This window comes from Breznakia pachnodae (assembly GCF_030814225.1).
Classification (GTDB): Bacteria; Bacillota_I; Bacilli_A; order Erysipelotrichales; family Erysipelotrichaceae; genus Breznakia; species Breznakia pachnodae.
The window spans coordinates 1,092,579-1,109,474 of the sequence record NZ_JAUSUR010000001.1 but is presented as its reverse complement, the minus strand read 5'-3'; the positions used below and the strand labels follow the sequence as shown (position 1 = coordinate 1,109,474).

The window sequence follows — 16,896 nt, the reverse complement described above, 5'->3', positions numbered from 1 at the left end:
GAATGATAAAATTAACAAAAACAATGAAAGTAGTATTGGCGACTCTTGTTGCTTTTACGAGTTTAGGAATATTTAATGGAGTATTATACGCAGAAGAAAACTTTACTATTTCTTCTGAAGTAATTTATAGTGAAGATAACAAAGAGGCAACAATTACATTAGATGCTTCAAATATCATTGAAGACTATACATTAGAAAGTGTAAGTGATCCAGATGGAAATACGATGGATCTAACAAATCTTACATACAAGGTTACTGAAAATGGAACTTATAATTTTCATATAACATATTTTGATTTAGAAAATGAAAGATACGAATATACAGAAACAGTAGAGGTATCTGATATTGTAGTTGTAAAAGAAGAAACCTATTCTTCACATTCTACAATTGATAGAAGTGGACTTACAAGAGATGCAACAGGTACTGATTATACAGATATAGTGGAAATTGTAAGCTGGGACTTTATTGATTCGAATAAAGATGCATTATCAACTACAAATCCAGCAAAATTTTACACAGATTATCAGTTAGTAATTTCATGGAAACTAAAACCATCAGGTACATTTCTGAAAGCTGGCGATTATTTTACATTTCCACTTCCAAAAAATGAAATATCAGGAAGTTGGCAAGTTGTAACGACGGATTGGGGAGATTTATGGGATTCAACAAATACAGAGGTTCTAGGGAGATGGAGAATTACATCTACAGGAATTGAGGTAGAACTTACTGAAAATTCAGATCAAAAAATGTCGATTACTGGTACTTTAGAATCAGGGACTTCATCTTTTAAAAATGCGACAACAGTTGATATAACACAAAATGTATCAATTGGTAATTCGACTAAAGAAATTACATTTAATAAAGCAAATCTTAGCAAATTACAAGATTATGATTTAAAATATGCTTCAGGAACATCAAATACAACAATTAACTGGGCGATGTTTATTGGTAATGAAGATATATATGATGTAGTAAATGGTAATGAAGTTGAAACAGGTTCGATTTACTTTGAGGATCAATTGAGTGGAAAAGTAAGTTTAGATACCAATGGAAAACCATGGATAAATATTTCAGCACCAGTACAGGTTCCAGTGGATTTAACAAGTGGAGAACCTTCTGGAATTACTGCTGGTGGAAATGATGTAACAGGTAGATTTACTTATGTGGAACAAGATGGTTCACAAAGTTATGAAGAGTTTAAAGCAAGTCTTGCACCTCAACAGTATGGAGTATATGAAGATGATAATGGTATCCAAACAGTTCTTATTAATTTTGGCGATATTAAAAATTCACCTGTTAAATATGGTTCAAATTTTGCAAAGGAAGCGACTGACTATAGTATTAGCAGTGGATTCTATACCGAAGATGATCGAGATGATTTAGAAGCATATTTTCAAAGAGTTTATGGTACTTCTAATTCATATGGAGGATCAGTTATAAGGTATAGAATAGGTTTTAATGAAGTATTTGATAAAGTTGTAGTTAATACAGAAAAAACAAATACAGCAATCATCACAAAAGGTAATGATTCTTATGAGTTAACTGGAAAAGGTGTCCTTCAAGGAATTAGTGGATCAGCAAATGTTGTAGCTCCAAATGCAGCAAGAGTTTTTCTATCTGATGAAGAAACTCAAGAAATATTAAATGGAGTATCAGTTACACTTCAAAAATACAATAGTGTAACTAAAACTTGGGAGACTTCTACTGTCTGGAGTGAAGGAACAATTAGTGAAGATGGGTATGTAGATACAGATTTTCTTAATGAGGGAACGTATCGATTTGTTCAAAATGATACATACAGTGATGATTATGATCTTTCTAAATCAAAAGGTTATGACAGTACACTGAAAACTGTAATTTCCGATGAATTTACAGTTGTATATGCTGATGATGTAGGTCATACAGTATATATGACAAATATAAAGAAGCGATTTACAGTTACGTATAAGCCAGGAACACAAGGAACATTTGCAGACAATGTACATGCTGATATTATAATTCACTCAACAACACCTGAATATAGTGGTGCTGAAGGATCCGATGGAAACCCAGCTGGTAATAAAGGATATACATTTGATGGATGGGATAAAGAGGTAGCGAGTACAGTTACTGAAAATGCTACTTATGTAGCTAAATGGAAAGCAAATACAGATACAAAATATAAAGTTCAACATTACCTGGAAACAGGTCATGAAACGAATGAATATACTTTGGATTTTACAGATGAGTTGACAGGAAAAACAGGTGATATAGTTGATGCAGTAGCAAAAACAACTTATGAGGGATATACTCTAGACAAAACTGTTAATGATACGATAGATAGTGGAACGATAGCTGGAGATGGTTCACTTGTGTTGAAATTATACTATAGAAAGAATGCAACTGATTCATATACTGTTAAACATTTCATTCAAGATGGTGATGATCCAACTAGCTATAACTTGTATGGAATGCCAGAAGTTTTAAGTGCAACAGTTGGTACATCAGTAAGCGCAAACTATCTTACAATTCCTGGATATACAGCTAACAATTATCATGTAGATAAAAAGGAAAGTGGTGTGGTTGAAGCTGGTGGTACCCTAACTCTATCTTTCTACTACAATGCAAATATAGTTGATTATGAAGTTGAACATTATTTAGAAAACAGTGAAGGCACTTATGATTTAGATGATACTGAGTACTTAACTGGACGAACTGGTGCTACAGCAAATGCAGTTATAAGAACGAACTATGATGGATATACACATAACGCTAGTGCAGCAAATACTTTATTAAGTGGAACGATAACAGCTGATGGTAAGTTGGTTTTAAAAGTTTACTATGATGCCGATATTGTGCCATATAAGGTAGTACATAAATTAGAACAAGAAGATGGAAGTTTTGATACAGTAGATACAGATGAAAGTACTGAGAAAATAGGAAGAACAGTACATGGAACAGACAAAACATATGCTGGATATACATATGCACCAACTCATGCACAAACAAAAAGTAGTGGTGTTGTAACAGCTGATGGGAAACTTACATTAGTACTAATTTATACAGCAGATGCAACAACATATAATACATCGTACTATTTGCAGGATGGAAGTGATACAACGAAATATAACTTAAAGGGAACCGTTTCAACAAATAGTAAAACAGGTTATAGTGTAAATGCTGTAATCAATAGCTATGAAGGGTATACACATAATCCTTCAGCAGCTAATACAAAACTAACTGGAACAGTGGAAGCGAATGGAACATTGCATCTTCATGTATATTATGATGCAAATACAGATACGAGATACAAAGTGGAACACTATCTAGAACAAGAAGATGGAAGTTATGTAGTGAAAGATACAGAAAATTTAACTGGTAAAACGAATACAAAGGTAACAGCTGTATCTAAAACATATGCAGGATATACATTTAATAATTCTATAGATGGTACTCTGGAAAGTGGAATTGTGGCAAGTGATGGAAGTTTGGTATTAAAGCTTTACTATACTGTAAACGAACATCCAAGTGTAGCAGTTGATGCTGGCTATAAAGTAGAACATTACTTACAACAAACAGATGGTTCATATAAGTTAGAAGATAATGAATCCTTCAGTAGCCCAGCGAACACAATCGTGACAGCAATTGCAAAACAATACAAAGGTTATACATTCAATAAGAATGTTGCTGGAAGTGTATTAAGTGGAATGGTTTATGGTGATGGAAGTTTAGTATTAAAAGTTTACTATACAAAAGATGATACTAAAAAAGATCAGACAATTACAATGAAACCAAGTATTACACCTGAAGGAACTCCAGGAGCAAATCCTTCGGTTGCAACAGGTGATACAACAAATACAAATGTATTAATGCTTACAATGATTTCAATGCTTGGAGTTATCATTGCATTGAGAAGAAGAAAAGAAGCTAAAAAATAACAAATGTGCACAAAGAGCGAACATTTGAAATAAATAGCCCACTTTCATATTATATTAATCTTTGTGCATAAATCATCCACACATACCCTCGTGGAGAAGAGTTACTGAAGCCGATCAGTAACTCTTTTGTTTTATTTTTGAAGGTTATACTATATAATTAAAATAAAGAAGATGTCATAAATAAAAAAGGAGGATATATATGTTAGCTATTTTAGGTGTAATTGGGTTTATTATCATATGTTGTTATCTGGGAGGAATTCTAAAGGTCTTAAAAGAGATTAAAGAACTTCTACTGAATCAAAAAAACGATTAGGTTTGTCCTAATCGTTTCGTATGTTTAGAGTATTTATAGGTGTTCTGCCAACAATTAATTGTTGACCATCACTGTAACCTTCTTCTCGATCCTTGAGCTCATTAATTAATGTGTTTCTAAGGTAATCAATCCGATTTTGATACGCAGTATCGTGGATAGCGTTGTGTTCCTCTCTGGGATCATTTGTTAAGTTGAAGTACTGCTCTTCACCAGTTTGAGAGTACCAGATAAATTTATCTTCATTAGTTACAATAAAGTGAGTAGATAAGTCAGAATGGAAACTATGTTCACCATGTAGATAACTTCTATTAATTTTTGATTGACCTTTTAACTCAGATACCAGTGATAAACCATCCACATCATTAGGGATATCAATACCAGCAAACTCTAATAACGTCGGTAAAATATCGCGGAGTTCTACTAGCGTATTGCTTTGAAGTGGACGGATACTTTCAATATTTTTTCCAACTGAGAATATTAGTGGTATATGAGAACTTCCTTCATAAGGAAGTACTTTTCGATACAAGTCATGGTCAAATAACAGTTCACCATGATCACTAAGGAAAACAATAATCGTATCTTCATAAGAGCCATCTTCCTGTAAGGAAGTAAGCAAACGTCCAATCTGATGATCAACATGAGTAATACTTGCATAGTAACCGGCCATTGCATCATGTTTCATTGCTTCGTTGTTGCTGCCAAAGATAGAATCTTTGCTGTAACCAAACTGTTCTGTTCGCTTATCGTCAATCCAGTCACCCTTTGCAGGGGAACGCAGTTGTTTGTTTTTATAAATGTCAAAGTAAGTCTGAGGTGCATCAAATGGTTGATGTGGACGAACAAATGAAGTCATCAGAAAGAATGGTTTCTCACGGTCTCTTGTTTGTAAGAAGCGAATACTTTCATCAACTGCCCAGTTGGTAGGATGTAGTCGTTCTTCATAAATCCAAGGGTGGGTTACCCATGAATTACACTCTGGACCAGTAGCAGTTACATCTGCGTGCTGACCTACATTATTCTTCAAATAGTACAGGTAATCATCACTGACTTCCTGATGCTGATAATGCGGAATCTTATTGTTTCGATAATACGCAATATATCCATCATGCAGACTGATTGATTGAAATCCACAACTTTTACGAACTGGATGTACATGCATTTTACCTACACATTTTGTCTGATAACCATGATCACTCAACTCTTGAGGCAGCATGTGGTCATAGTCCCAGTTAATGCCATCTTCATAGCCAACACGACCATGTTTCTTCTGGCTCTTTCCTGTAAACAATGCAGCTCTTGCAGGGATACAGCTAGGACAAGCAGAGTAAGCATGATCAAATGATACTCCTTCTTTTGCCAGTGTATCTAAGTAAGGAGTTTGAATATCAGGGTGATGTTTATACGATAAAGTATCACCTCGAAACTGGTCACACATCAGTAATAATATATTTGGTTGTTTCATTTTTTTTACCTCATAATCCTTTTTATTATAATAGTTGTACTAATACTATTATAAACAATTATTTATGAAAAAATGTAATTATTTTGAAAAAAACAAGAAACAACAAGATATCTAAAAAAGCAAGCAATATCCTATATAGTAAAAGCGCTTTCACTTTGCTATACTTTGGGTACAAAGATGAAATAATCTTAAAAGAGGAGGATCTTATAAGTTATGAAAAAATTACTTATAACTGGTTTATCACTAATGATGGTACTAACAGTAGCAGCATGTGGATCATCTGATGATTCTGGTGATACAAAAGATGAAAAGAGAATAGTTAAGTTTGATTCATTTTCAGGTGGACAAGGTGAAGAAGTATTCACTGAACTAGCTGAAGCATTCGAAAAAGAAAACCCTGATATTGATATTCAATTACGTTTTGAAAAAGAATTAGATTCAGTTCTAAACAAAGAAAATGCAAAAGGACAATATTCAGATATCGTTTACTATAATTTAGGTCAGCCTTCAGCATATACTGAAACGCAACTTAATACAGGAGAAGTAATGGATATCTCAGATGTATTTGATAATATTGAAGGTCGTATCGATCCACAATTTGCATCTAACTCAATTACAGAATACTTTGGAGATGGTAAAAAATACTTAGCTCCAATTATGTATACTCCAGCAGGTTTCTACTATAATACAGAACTAATTGGAGAAGGTAAAAAATATGAATTGCCTGAAACATGGGATGACATGTGGGCACTTGGAGAACAAGCGAAAGCAGATGGAATTTCATTGTTTACTTACCCAGTAAAAGGATACTTTGATACAACAATTTCTGGAATGTTAGACCAAGTTGGAGGACAAGAATACTTCACAGAAGCACTTAAGTATGGTGAAGGAACTTGGGACTCAGATACTGGAAAACAAGTATTGGATACAATTGCGAAATTAGTATCGAAAGATAATGGTTACTTATTTGCAGATACAGTTGCAAATGCAAATGCTAAAGATGGATTTAAGATTAACCAACAAGCTGTAATCGATGGTGATGCATTGTTTATGCCAAATGGTAGCTGGATTGTAGGAGAAATGGAATCAACTACACCAGAAGACTTCCATTGGGGATTAATGGCACTTCCTGCTTTTGAAGAAGGTGGAGAACGTGTTGCTACATCATTTACAGAACAAGCATGGATTCCAAAACAAGCAGAAAATGCTGACGATGCTAAAAAATTCTTAGAGTTTATTTATTCTGAAGAAGGTGCAGAAATTATGTTAAAATATGATTGTGTTGTACCAGTAGAAGGAATTACTGAAAAACTAGAAGGATACAATAAAGAATTCTACAGTATTTACGATGATGAAAATGTAAAAGCTTCAATGGGTGCATTTGCTCCATATGATGCAGCAGCAATTCCAGATGTAGATTTCAAAGCATCACTTTTCGGACCAATTGATGAAATCGCTACAGGTACTTCTACTGCAGAAGCATGGCAAACATCATTAGTTGATTTATGGAAAACATTAAGAGAACATCCTGTAGAATAAAACAGGTAAAATGATTTCTGAAGCGATGGGCTTGATGTTGCTCATCGCTTTTCTTAAGAAGGGGGATTTTAATGAATCGGAAAAAGGAAAAAAGAAGATTTATCATTGCATGTCTTGCACCTGCATTAATCTTAGTTACGATTTTTATCGCAATTCCAACATTTGAAGTATTTAAGACTTCGTTATTCAAACAGGCAAACTTTGTTAGTGATCCGGAGTTTGCAGGATTCTTCAACTTTGAAGTATTATTCAAAGATATGAAATTTATTGAATCACTACAAAATACAATTCTGTATATTACATTAATTACGTTGTTTACTGTAGTGCTTGCAATCTTGTTTGCAACCCTACTAACAAGAGAAAACTTTAAAGGAAAGAATTTCTTTAGAGTAATCTTCTATATTCCTAATATACTGAGTATCGTAGTTATTGCAGGTATTTTCTCAGCAATCTATGCACCAGGAAATGGAATCCTGAATTCCTTGTTATCGATGATTGGATTAGGTTTTTTACAGCAGCAGTGGTTAGGGAATCCGGATATTGTAAACTATTCAATTATATTTGCCTTAGTATGGCAGGCAATTGGATACTACATGGTAATGTATATGGCAAGTATGTCATCAATACCAGAGAACTTATATGAAGCTGCAGCACTGGAAGGTGCTTCTAAGATTCAACAGTTCTTCTTGATTACATTACCACTAATTTGGAATAATATCAGAACGACATTAACATTCTTTGTAATTAGTACGATTAACTTAAGCTTTATGTTTGTTCAGTTAACAACCGAAGGTTACTTAGGTTCTGAAGTAACATTAAACTATATGTATAATAAAGCGTTCGCAGGTAATTATGGTTATGGTATGGCGATTGGAGTATGTATCTTCTTATTCTCATTTGCATTATCAGGTATCTTAAACAAAATTACTGATCGTGACACATTAGAGTATTAGGAGGAAGAAAGATGAATAAAAAGAAAAAACCGATTTCAATCTATAAAATATTTATCTATGTAGCACTAATAACCTTAGCGATTACAATCATCGTTCCTATTATCTGGGTGTTCATGGCAAGTTTGAAGTCACAACTGGATTTGGTAAGTAATGATCCTTTCTCTTTACCAACACACTTAGTATGGCAGAACTTTGTGGATGCATTTGAAAAAGCAAGAATGGGAGACTATCTGATTAACTCCGTACTTGTAACATCAATGGCACTGATTATTTTATTAGCGGTTGCATTACCAGCGTCTTATGTCCTTGCAAGATTTGATTTCTTTGGAAAGAAATTCTTTAATGCATTATTTATGGCTGGATTGTTTATCAATGTAAATTATATTGTCTTACCAATATTTGTAATGCTCTTTAATATTGAAGTCGCCTTTGACTGGACCAATGTATTATTAAATAATAAGTTTGTATTAGCATTGATTTATGCAGCAACGTCATTACCATTTACGATATACTTATTAAGTGGATTCTTTAAAACCTTGCCTAAGGCATACGAAGAAGCTGCCAGAATTGATGGCTGTGGTTACTTTAAAACAATGATGAGAGTAATGATACCAATGGCAAGACCAAGTATTATTACGGTTATTCTATTTCAGTTCTTATCATTCTGGAATGAATATGTATTAGCCTTTACCTTTATGGATAAAGAGAATTCAACGCTTGCGGTTGGAGTGAAGTTTCTGATGGCAGATGCACGTTCACAATCAAATGATGGTGTTATGTATGCAGGGTTAGTAATTATTATGATACCTACATTAATTCTATATATTCTAGTTCAAAAGAAATTAACCCAAGGAATGAGCCTTGGTGGATTAAAGGATTAGGTGAACAGTATGGGTATTCGTGTAAAAACAATTGTTATGGCAGTGGTATCTGTTGTATGTTTATTAATGATTATTCTTGGTCAACGTAATGTTGGTTATGAAGGATTGTTTGTGGAATTAATAGGATTAGTTGGATTATTGGCAGTGTTGTTTATTTACAACAAGGACCACAAGTAGGAGGTAGTAGATGGCTGATTTAAAGTTAAAAAATATTAATAAAATCTATGACAACAATGTACAGGCTGTTTTTGATTTTAATTTAGATATACATGACAAAGAATTTATTGTATTTGTTGGTCCTAGTGGATGTGGGAAATCAACTACATTACGAATGATTGCAGGATTAGAAGAAATAAGCAGCGGGGAACTATACATCAATGATAAGTTAGTAAATGATATTGCACCAAAAGATCGTGATATCGCAATGGTGTTTCAATCATATGCTCTATATCCTCATATGAGTGTATATGACAATATGGCGTTTGGATTGAAAATCAGAAAAACGAATAAAGACGAAATTGATGCACGTGTACAAAATGCTGCAAAGATATTAGAAATTGAAGATTATTTAGATCGTAAACCAAAAGCATTGTCTGGTGGACAACGTCAGAGAGTTGCTCTAGGAAGGGCAATTGTACGTAATCCTCAGGTGTTCCTAATGGATGAACCACTTAGTAACCTTGATGCGAAACTACGGGTACAGATGCGCTCTGAGATTATCCAGTTACATGAGCGAGTAGGCGCTACTACGATTTATGTAACGCATGATCAAACCGAAGCGATGACCATGGCAACTAGAATTGTTGTTATGAAAGATGGGTATATCCAACAGATTGGTACACCAAAAGAAATCTACAACAATCCAGCAAATATATTTGTTGCAGGATTTGTAGGTGCACCAGCTACGAATTTCTTGAATGGAATTTATCATGAAGGAAAATTTACGTTTGATGGAAACACAATTGAAGTTCCTGAAAAACTACAAGCTGAAATGAAAGAGTATGATGGAAAAGAAATAGTTATGGGTGTACGTCCTGAAGATATCTACTGTGAAGGAATTGTGGCAGAAACATATCCTACAGCGAGGTTTAAATTCCATGTGGATATCAGTGAATTACTTGGTCATGAAAGTATTCTGCATGGTAAAATCAGTGAACAAAGTTTAGTGGCAAAAGTTGCTACTCGTTTGGGAATTGATTCTCACAGTGATGTAGAAGTTGCATTTGATTTAAGTAAAGTACATTTCTTTGATAAAGAAACGACAAATAAAATAGTATAAAAAAGGTCTTCCATGTAAAAACATGGAAGACTTTCTTTTTCTATTTGCTAGCTACAACTACCAAAGCGTAACTATCTTTATGATATGGTTTATCTGAAAATCCAGCATAACTCTGAATGGATGTAAACCCAGCAGTTTTTAACATCATCTCAAGCTCTTCCTTTTGGATTGGAAGTAATTCTACTGAATCACTGTATGTTTCTTCTTGTGTTGTCAGTACGGTTGAGAAGATAACCTTTTCTTTACCAATACTATAGTTTCTTTCAAAGGTAATTCCCTGATTCTCGATTGTTGGTAGAGAGGTAATATTTTGATCAAGAATACGTTCATAGTTAATAATCTGCAGTACCAGATTTCCATTTTCCAGTTTCAAATAACAACTATTTAAAAAGGTCTGAATATTTTCTCTAGTTGGCAGATGAACTAATGTATTTCCAATACAATATAAACTATCATATTTCATAGTATCCATTTCTAACATATTTTCCACTTTAAAGTTAATATGTTCATTTTTTAATTTCGCATACTTAATCATTTCAGCATCTAAATCAATACCAGCAATATCATATCCTCTATCATATAATTCAATAGCATATTCACCACTGCCACAACCAATATCTAATATTTTATTTCCACTAAGATGTGTATCTAAAAAATCGACAGTAGTTTTATTTGCTGAAAAAATCAAATCAAAATACTTTGCATAATTATTGTACATATCGCTTCACCTTCTTTTTGACATTATAACAATGATTAATAGGAAAACCTATTAATATAACCCACCGTGTTTCATTGCTCTTGTAACAACTTTTAGTGAATCAAAAATAGCAATTGGTTTTTCAGCATAACCCTCATCAGGGAATTTCATATCTGGTATACAAACAACAGGAATATTTGCATCATAAGCTGCCTGAATCCCAGCTTCACTATCTTCTAACACGACCACCTCATCAGTTTGCAGTCCTAACTTCTCACATGCTTTTAAGAAAATATCTGGAAAAGGTTTTCCTCTTTCCACTTCACTACCAAAGGTCATGTCATCAAAGTAATGAGCAATCTTATGATTATCCAAAATCTTAAGTGCCCGATCTTTAATGCTAGAGGTTGCAATTACCATCTTATAATTATTCGCTTTTAAATAGTCAAGAAGTTCAATTAACCCTTCTTTTAATTCTACACCATCTCTTTCCATGTAGAACTTTTCATATTCTCTAATCTGTGCTAATGCTTCATCTGTATCAAACTCAATTCCAAACTTCTCTTTGAATATTTTTAGAGCAAGTCTAGTTTCTTTACCAGGAAACTCTTCGATGTAACCATCTTCATCAAGTTCTATATTATATTGTCCTAAAAAATCTTTATAGCACTTAAAGGAAATCACTTCACTATCAATCATTAATCCATCAAAATCAAAAATAAAACCTTTCAGCATAATCAATTGTCCTCTCTATTAAAAAAACTAACTTTTGTCTTTCAAAACCACATACAAAACAAAGAAATTAATCTTTCTTAGTCTTATAAAATAATCTTCCTGCAATTGCTGTTAATATAAACAAACCTATTCCTATTGTATCAACAAGTGTATAAGCTGTTTTCTGACGACTTCCAACTAAGAGTTCGCGCCCCAATGTTCCTCCTGAGTACAAGTACATAATATATCCACCATATGTTAGAAATACGATTGCAATTATTAATAAAAGCACCATATACTTATTTCCCTTCTTAGAGTTTTTACCAAGTAGAGAACTATACAGTAAACTTACTCCTAAAAGTATTAACATAAAAGCTACCATTTGTTTACCTCCTTCACAAACTAATATCTTTTTTTACATCAAATCCTATTCTTCAATACTAATTCATTATAATAATTATTATATGAAAAAGCAAAACCTCATTATTTTATATTATTGAAATAAAATGAACGTTATTGTACATTAATACGACTAATTTTTGGATGCAAAATAACTAAAAAATATTTTAAAAATAAATCCGAACTTTTACAAACCCATCTGTGCCTAAGTATTGAGGGTAAGTGAAATGACTGATTGAGGAGGGCGAAAAAACTATGGATAAGAGAGAAGAACTTACCCAAATTGTCAAAGAAGTCCAAAAGGATAAAAAGCAATTTGAGTTGTTATACTCACACATTGTAAATAAAGTTTATTACTGGTGCTATTCTGTTGTTGGTAATGAAGCAGATGCTTTGGATATGACACAGGAATCTATGCTTCTTATTTATAAGAATATTGGAAAGTTGAAAAATCCTGAAGCATTTACTTCATGGATGTATCGATTGATTCGTAACCATTGCTTAAACTATGTACAACGATATAAGAAACACGATTTAGAATTTATAAGTAATGACAACTATGCGCAGCAATTTGAAGAGAATGTAAAAGAAGAACGATTAGAACATATACCTCATGAATCCTATGACCTAAATGAGACAAAACGATTGGTAGCTAGTTTCATTGACAACCTTCCTAAAAGACAAAAGGAAGTAATAACATTGTTTTATCTTGAGGAAATGAAAATTGAAGAAATTGCAGAAGTATTAGATTACAATGCAGGTTCAGTAAAATCAAGACTTCATGATGGAAGAAAGAATTTAGAATCACAGATTTCTAAATATCAAAAGAAGCATAATGTGAAATTATATAATATTTCTTTATTTGCAATACTTGGATTGGTTTTACAGGAACACAGGAACGAGTTATGTGAAAAGCAAGATTTGAGTTATAAGAAAAACGTATTTAAACATAACCTATCAGGTTTAGATAAATTATCATCAATTTTAACTGGAAAGGTATTAATAACAGTGATTTCATTTGTAGTAGTAGCATTGATGGGTTTTATGTATTTTACTCTAGAAGAAAATCTAGAAGGAGAAAACATAAGTAAGGGATATGCAAATGTTGATAGTATTAACAATCAATTACAAAAGCATCCATATATTAGAAATATTAATTATGTTACATTTCCTGCGAGGAAATCTGTAGAGGTTTCTATTGAACTTAAAAAGGATGTAGCAGAAAATGCTATTGCTATTCAGTTGAATGACGAGGATATATTGTTTAAAAAAGATAGCAAGAATATTTTTGTACAGATAAAAGAAAATGGAGAATATATAGTTACGATAGATAATACAAAATTTAAGTTTAAAATTGATAATATTGATGAATTCGCACCTGAATTAGTAGAGGTGCAAAACCACAATAATTATCTACAGTTAATTATTAATGACGAAATGTCGCAATTAGATTACGAACAATCGTATTTTGAATATAAGAATGAAAAATATGAAATAAATCAAGACAGTATAATACAAGGGAATTTTAATGGAGAAGTATCAATTGTATTGTTTAACAAAGAAGGACTATTTATTAGATATATTGTAGTACTTATATAAATAATAAAAATAATGAGAATTATCAATTAATTAGATGGAGGAAAAATGAAAAATAAGAAATCAAATATGAGCAGAAAAGTGTTATTAAGTTTGTTAGCGATTATGTTATCATGTGGATTAATTGCCAATAACTCTATTTTTGCCAATGACGAAGAAGTTGTATCGGATGAAACCAATAATACAAACGAAACAAGTGAAGAAGTAATCTCAAATGAACTGGAAGAAACATCAACTGATGATATAACTACAGGTGAAGTTACACAAACATATGACAAAAGTGGTCTTACAAAAAGTATACCTGCAGATTGGGCGTTTACAGATGAATCGAAATCCTTAAATGATGCAATTGTAAACCATGCAACATATGGCTCAATCGACACAGATGGCGATGGCTATATAACGAAAACAGAAGCAGCTACATTAAGTGGAAGGCTAGATTTACAGTCAAAAGGAATTACAGGTACATTAGATGGAATTCAGTATTTGACTGGTATTAATCAATTATACTTGAATGGAAATGCGCTAACTGGTTCAATACCAAGTGATGTTGGAAACTTAACATCACTTACAAGATTATGGTTACAGAATAACCAGTTAACTGGAAGTATTCCAAATGAAGTGGAAAATTTAATTTCATTACAATATCTATATTTAAATAATAATCAATTAACTGGTTCAATACCTACAACTATAGGAAATTTAACTAGTCTGCAATATTTAAACTTGTCTAATAATCAGTTAGGTGGAGGAATACCTACGACAATTGGAAGTGTTATATCTCTACGTGAACTTTCTTTAAATGCTAATCAACTGACTGGTTCAATTCCGAGTGAGTTGGGAAGTCTAGTGTCGTTAACGAAGTTGCATTTAACAAATAATCAACTTAGTGGCTCAATCCCAAGCGAATTAGGAAATCTAAGATTATTAACAGAACTAAATTTAGGATCAAATCAATTAAGTGGTTCAATACCAACAACAATTGGAGGGATGACATCATTAATAACACTTAACATGGATAATAATCAATTGACTGGATCAATACCTACAACTATAGGAAATTTAACATCACTAACAACGTTTCGAGCTGTTACTAATCAGTTGAGTGGCTCAATTCCAAGTGAAATAGGAAATTTGACATCATTGACAACGCTATATTTAACAAGTAATCAATTGAGTGGCTCAATACCTACAACAATAGGGAATTTAACATCCTTACAGTTATTGAATTTGAGTGAGAATCAATTAAGTGGAACTATTCCAAGTGAACTTGGGAATCTAACTAATTTAAAGCAACTTCAATTTTATAGCAATCAGTTAAGTGGTTCGATTCCGAGTTCATTTTCAAACTTAACAAGTGTAAATAGATTTAGATATCATGACAATGAAAGTTTGCAGATTGCTGATTTATCAGGAATGAATTCTTTAGTAGATTTATCAATAACAAAAGCAACAAATGCTAATTTATCAAGGGTTACAAATTTCTATGTTACAGGTAGCAAATCAAAGTACAGTGCAGGAACAAGATTAGTTGGAAATGCAGGAGCATTTGAGTGGGATTCAACAACAGGATATTATGTAATTAATGCTGCTATGAATGCTGAGTATTATGTTGCGATTGCTTATACAGATGTAGATGGAAACTTAAAAATGATTTCATCTAGTCGTACGGATTTATCTGCTGGAGGATTAATGGATAATGAAGGAAATCTTATTCTTGGGGCAAATCTTACTAATGTAGATTCGTCAACAGGTACTGTTAATTTGCCAAATGGTGGAACTATAGTAACTGGGAATGCTACATATACATTTGAGGGGAATACGATTGTTGGTGAAGATAAAATTACTACTGCTGGAACTATAACAATTGCAAATAATATAACAGATGGTGAAGTAGTAATTACTGATGTAACAACTGTAATAAAAACACCAAATGGGACAAATGCAACAATTACATTAAATGATGATGGTGGTGTTGTTGAAGTTCCTGCAGGAAGTGTTATTACAGATAATGAAGGAAATAATACGTATTTAACAGGCGTTGGAAAAGTAAGCGAAAAAGGAAATCTTACTACATCAGATACGACAATTACTGTACCAGCAGATAAGGTAAGTGATATAACAACAGATGGAGGTGAAGTTACATTCCCATCAGGAGTTATTGTTGATGATGGTTCTACTAGTATTACATATCCAGGAACAATCATTTATGATACAGATGATAATACATTGACATATCTTCCAGTAGATGGATTATTCAATGAAGATGGAACATTAAAAGATGGTGTTACACAAGAGGATATCACAAACTCACAAGACTTTGTAACAGGTTTAGAAGATAGTAATCTGAAAACAGAACTACAAAGCAAAATAGATGAGGCACAACGTTTATTTAATGAGAGAGAAGCACAAAAAGCAGTAGATGATTTATTTGATGATGAAGATATCTTAAATGATGACGTTACACAAGATGACATCAAAAACGCACAAGATTTAGTTAATAAATTGCCTGAAGGTGATTTGAAAAACGAATTAAATGATAGATTAAAAGATGCTCAAAAACAACTAGATGAGAGAAACTTTGTAATCATTGAAGCATTCAAAGTATTTACAGGAGAAGGAACAGTCTATACAAAGATAGATGCACCAGTAGAAAAATTCTCTAGTATTTCTATAGATAGAAAAGAATTGGATGCAAGTAATTATGAAGTAACAAGTGGAAGTACAGTAATTACATTAAGTGAAGCATATTTGAAAACATTAGATAATGGAACATACGATGTAGATGTTGAGTTTACAAGTGGAGCAGTTGTGAAAACAAATCTTACAGTGAAAGTAGAAGGAAATCCTTCTAAAGCACCTTCTACAGATACGCCAACAATTTCTAAACCAAGTGTTGATGCAAATGGATCATCAACTAAGAATGGTAATAGTGTGGATACAGGTGATACAACAGATATGACATTACTATATGGAATGTTAGCAGTTTCACTGTTAGGTATCGTAGTAGTGTATAAAAGAAAGAAAGTAAATTAATAGAATCTAAATAAATTAGATGAGATGAAAGTATCAGATGAAACAATCTGGTACTTTTTCTTTATAAAGTAGTGAACGAATAAATATGATTTTACGACTAATAATAGAAT

Annotated in this window: 12 protein-coding genes; 8 read left to right on the top strand and 4 right to left on the bottom strand. The window is 32.6% G+C overall.

The window, feature by feature from the left end:
• Positions 1 to 2: 2 nt before the first annotated feature.
• Positions 3 to 3,917: a hypothetical protein gene (locus J2S15_RS05245; RefSeq protein WP_307406139.1), complete on the top strand. Its 3,915-nt coding sequence runs from the start codon at positions 3 to 5 to the stop codon at positions 3,915 to 3,917.
• A 320-nt stretch (positions 3,918 to 4,237) separates the two neighbouring features.
• Here J2S15_RS05245 and J2S15_RS05240 read toward each other — a convergent pair whose 3' ends face one another.
• Positions 4,238 to 5,692, bottom strand: coding sequence for an arylsulfatase (locus J2S15_RS05240; protein WP_307406137.1), 1,455 nt, complete (start codon positions 5,690 to 5,692; stop codon positions 4,238 to 4,240).
• Between the two features lie 213 nt (positions 5,693 to 5,905).
• Here J2S15_RS05240 and J2S15_RS05235 point away from each other — a divergent pair, with 213 nt between their 5' ends.
• The 5 genes from J2S15_RS05235 (at position 5,906) to J2S15_RS05215 (ending at position 10,344) form a co-directional block, all read left to right on the top strand.
• The gene (locus J2S15_RS05235) at positions 5,906 to 7,231 is read left to right on the top strand and encodes a carbohydrate ABC transporter substrate-binding protein (RefSeq protein ID WP_307406136.1); all 1,326 of its coding nucleotides are present in this window, start codon (positions 5,906 to 5,908) and stop codon (positions 7,229 to 7,231) included.
• 71 nt (positions 7,232 to 7,302) lie between these two features.
• Positions 7,303 to 8,184, top strand: a complete 882-nt coding sequence (locus J2S15_RS05230) for a carbohydrate ABC transporter permease (protein ID WP_307406134.1) — start codon at positions 7,303 to 7,305, stop codon at positions 8,182 to 8,184.
• Positions 8,185 to 8,195: 11 nt separating this feature from the next.
• The gene (locus tag J2S15_RS05225) at positions 8,196 to 9,065 is read left to right on the top strand and encodes a carbohydrate ABC transporter permease (RefSeq protein WP_307406132.1); all 870 of its coding nucleotides are present in this window, start codon (positions 8,196 to 8,198) and stop codon (positions 9,063 to 9,065) included.
• A gap of 9 nt (positions 9,066 to 9,074) precedes the next feature.
• Positions 9,075 to 9,242 carry a DUF6903 family protein gene (locus J2S15_RS05220; protein ID WP_307406130.1) on the top strand — a complete coding sequence of 56 codons (168 nt, stop codon included), beginning with the start codon at positions 9,075 to 9,077 and terminating at the stop codon, positions 9,240 to 9,242.
• A 10-nt stretch (positions 9,243 to 9,252) separates the two neighbouring features.
• Positions 9,253 to 10,344 carry an ABC transporter ATP-binding protein gene (locus J2S15_RS05215; RefSeq protein ID WP_307406128.1) on the top strand — a complete coding sequence of 364 codons (1,092 nt, stop codon included), beginning with the start codon at positions 9,253 to 9,255 and terminating at the stop codon, positions 10,342 to 10,344.
• A gap of 40 nt (positions 10,345 to 10,384) precedes the next feature.
• Here J2S15_RS05215 and J2S15_RS05210 read toward each other — a convergent pair whose 3' ends face one another.
• The 3 genes from J2S15_RS05210 to J2S15_RS05200 form a co-directional block, all read right to left on the bottom strand.
• Positions 10,385 to 11,062, bottom strand: coding sequence for a class I SAM-dependent methyltransferase (locus J2S15_RS05210; RefSeq protein ID WP_307406125.1), 678 nt, complete (start codon positions 11,060 to 11,062; stop codon positions 10,385 to 10,387).
• A gap of 51 nt (positions 11,063 to 11,113) precedes the next feature.
• A complete protein-coding gene (locus tag J2S15_RS05205; RefSeq protein WP_307406124.1) occupies positions 11,114 to 11,776 on the bottom strand; it encodes an HAD family hydrolase in 663 nt (220 codons plus the stop codon).
• 67 nt (positions 11,777 to 11,843) lie between these two features.
• On the bottom strand, positions 11,844 to 12,137 hold the full coding sequence (locus tag J2S15_RS05200) for a hypothetical protein (protein ID WP_307406122.1): 294 nt from the start codon (positions 12,135 to 12,137) through the stop codon (positions 11,844 to 11,846).
• Positions 12,138 to 12,409: 272 nt separating this feature from the next.
• On the opposite strand from J2S15_RS05200, the gene J2S15_RS05195 reads away from it, so the two are divergent.
• Both J2S15_RS05195 and J2S15_RS05190 read left to right on the top strand, forming a co-directional pair.
• Positions 12,410 to 13,753: an RNA polymerase sigma factor gene (locus tag J2S15_RS05195; RefSeq protein WP_307406120.1), complete on the top strand. Its 1,344-nt coding sequence runs from the start codon at positions 12,410 to 12,412 to the stop codon at positions 13,751 to 13,753.
• Between the two features lie 45 nt (positions 13,754 to 13,798).
• Positions 13,799 to 16,786, top strand: coding sequence for a leucine-rich repeat domain-containing protein (locus tag J2S15_RS05190; protein ID WP_307406118.1), 2,988 nt, complete (start codon positions 13,799 to 13,801; stop codon positions 16,784 to 16,786).
• Positions 16,787 to 16,896: the final 110 nt, after the last annotated feature.

What these genes read in the sequence shown, in the direction of transcription:
- J2S15_RS05210 (WP_307406125.1), bottom strand. Translation starts at nt 11,062, where the DNA reads ATGTACAATAATTATGCAAAGTATTTTGATTTGATTTTTTCAGCAAAT.
- J2S15_RS05225 (WP_307406132.1), top strand. Translation starts at nt 8,196, where the DNA reads ATGAATAAAAAGAAAAAACCGATTTCAATCTATAAAATATTTATCTAT.
- J2S15_RS05195 (WP_307406120.1), top strand. Translation starts at nt 12,410, where the DNA reads ATGGATAAGAGAGAAGAACTTACCCAAATTGTCAAAGAAGTCCAAAAG.
- J2S15_RS05230 (WP_307406134.1), top strand. Translation starts at nt 7,303, where the DNA reads ATGAATCGGAAAAAGGAAAAAAGAAGATTTATCATTGCATGTCTTGCA.
- J2S15_RS05215 (WP_307406128.1), top strand. Translation starts at nt 9,253, where the DNA reads ATGGCTGATTTAAAGTTAAAAAATATTAATAAAATCTATGACAACAAT.
- J2S15_RS05190 (WP_307406118.1), top strand. Translation starts at nt 13,799, where the DNA reads ATGAAAAATAAGAAATCAAATATGAGCAGAAAAGTGTTATTAAGTTTG.
- J2S15_RS05235 (WP_307406136.1), top strand. Translation starts at nt 5,906, where the DNA reads ATGAAAAAATTACTTATAACTGGTTTATCACTAATGATGGTACTAACA.
- J2S15_RS05245 (WP_307406139.1), top strand. Translation starts at nt 3, where the DNA reads ATGATAAAATTAACAAAAACAATGAAAGTAGTATTGGCGACTCTTGTT.
- J2S15_RS05200 (WP_307406122.1), bottom strand. Translation starts at nt 12,137, where the DNA reads ATGGTAGCTTTTATGTTAATACTTTTAGGAGTAAGTTTACTGTATAGT.
- J2S15_RS05205 (WP_307406124.1), bottom strand. Translation starts at nt 11,776, where the DNA reads ATGCTGAAAGGTTTTATTTTTGATTTTGATGGATTAATGATTGATAGT.
- J2S15_RS05240 (WP_307406137.1), bottom strand. Translation starts at nt 5,692, where the DNA reads ATGAAACAACCAAATATATTATTACTGATGTGTGACCAGTTTCGAGGT.
- J2S15_RS05220 (WP_307406130.1), top strand. Translation starts at nt 9,075, where the DNA reads ATGGGTATTCGTGTAAAAACAATTGTTATGGCAGTGGTATCTGTTGTA.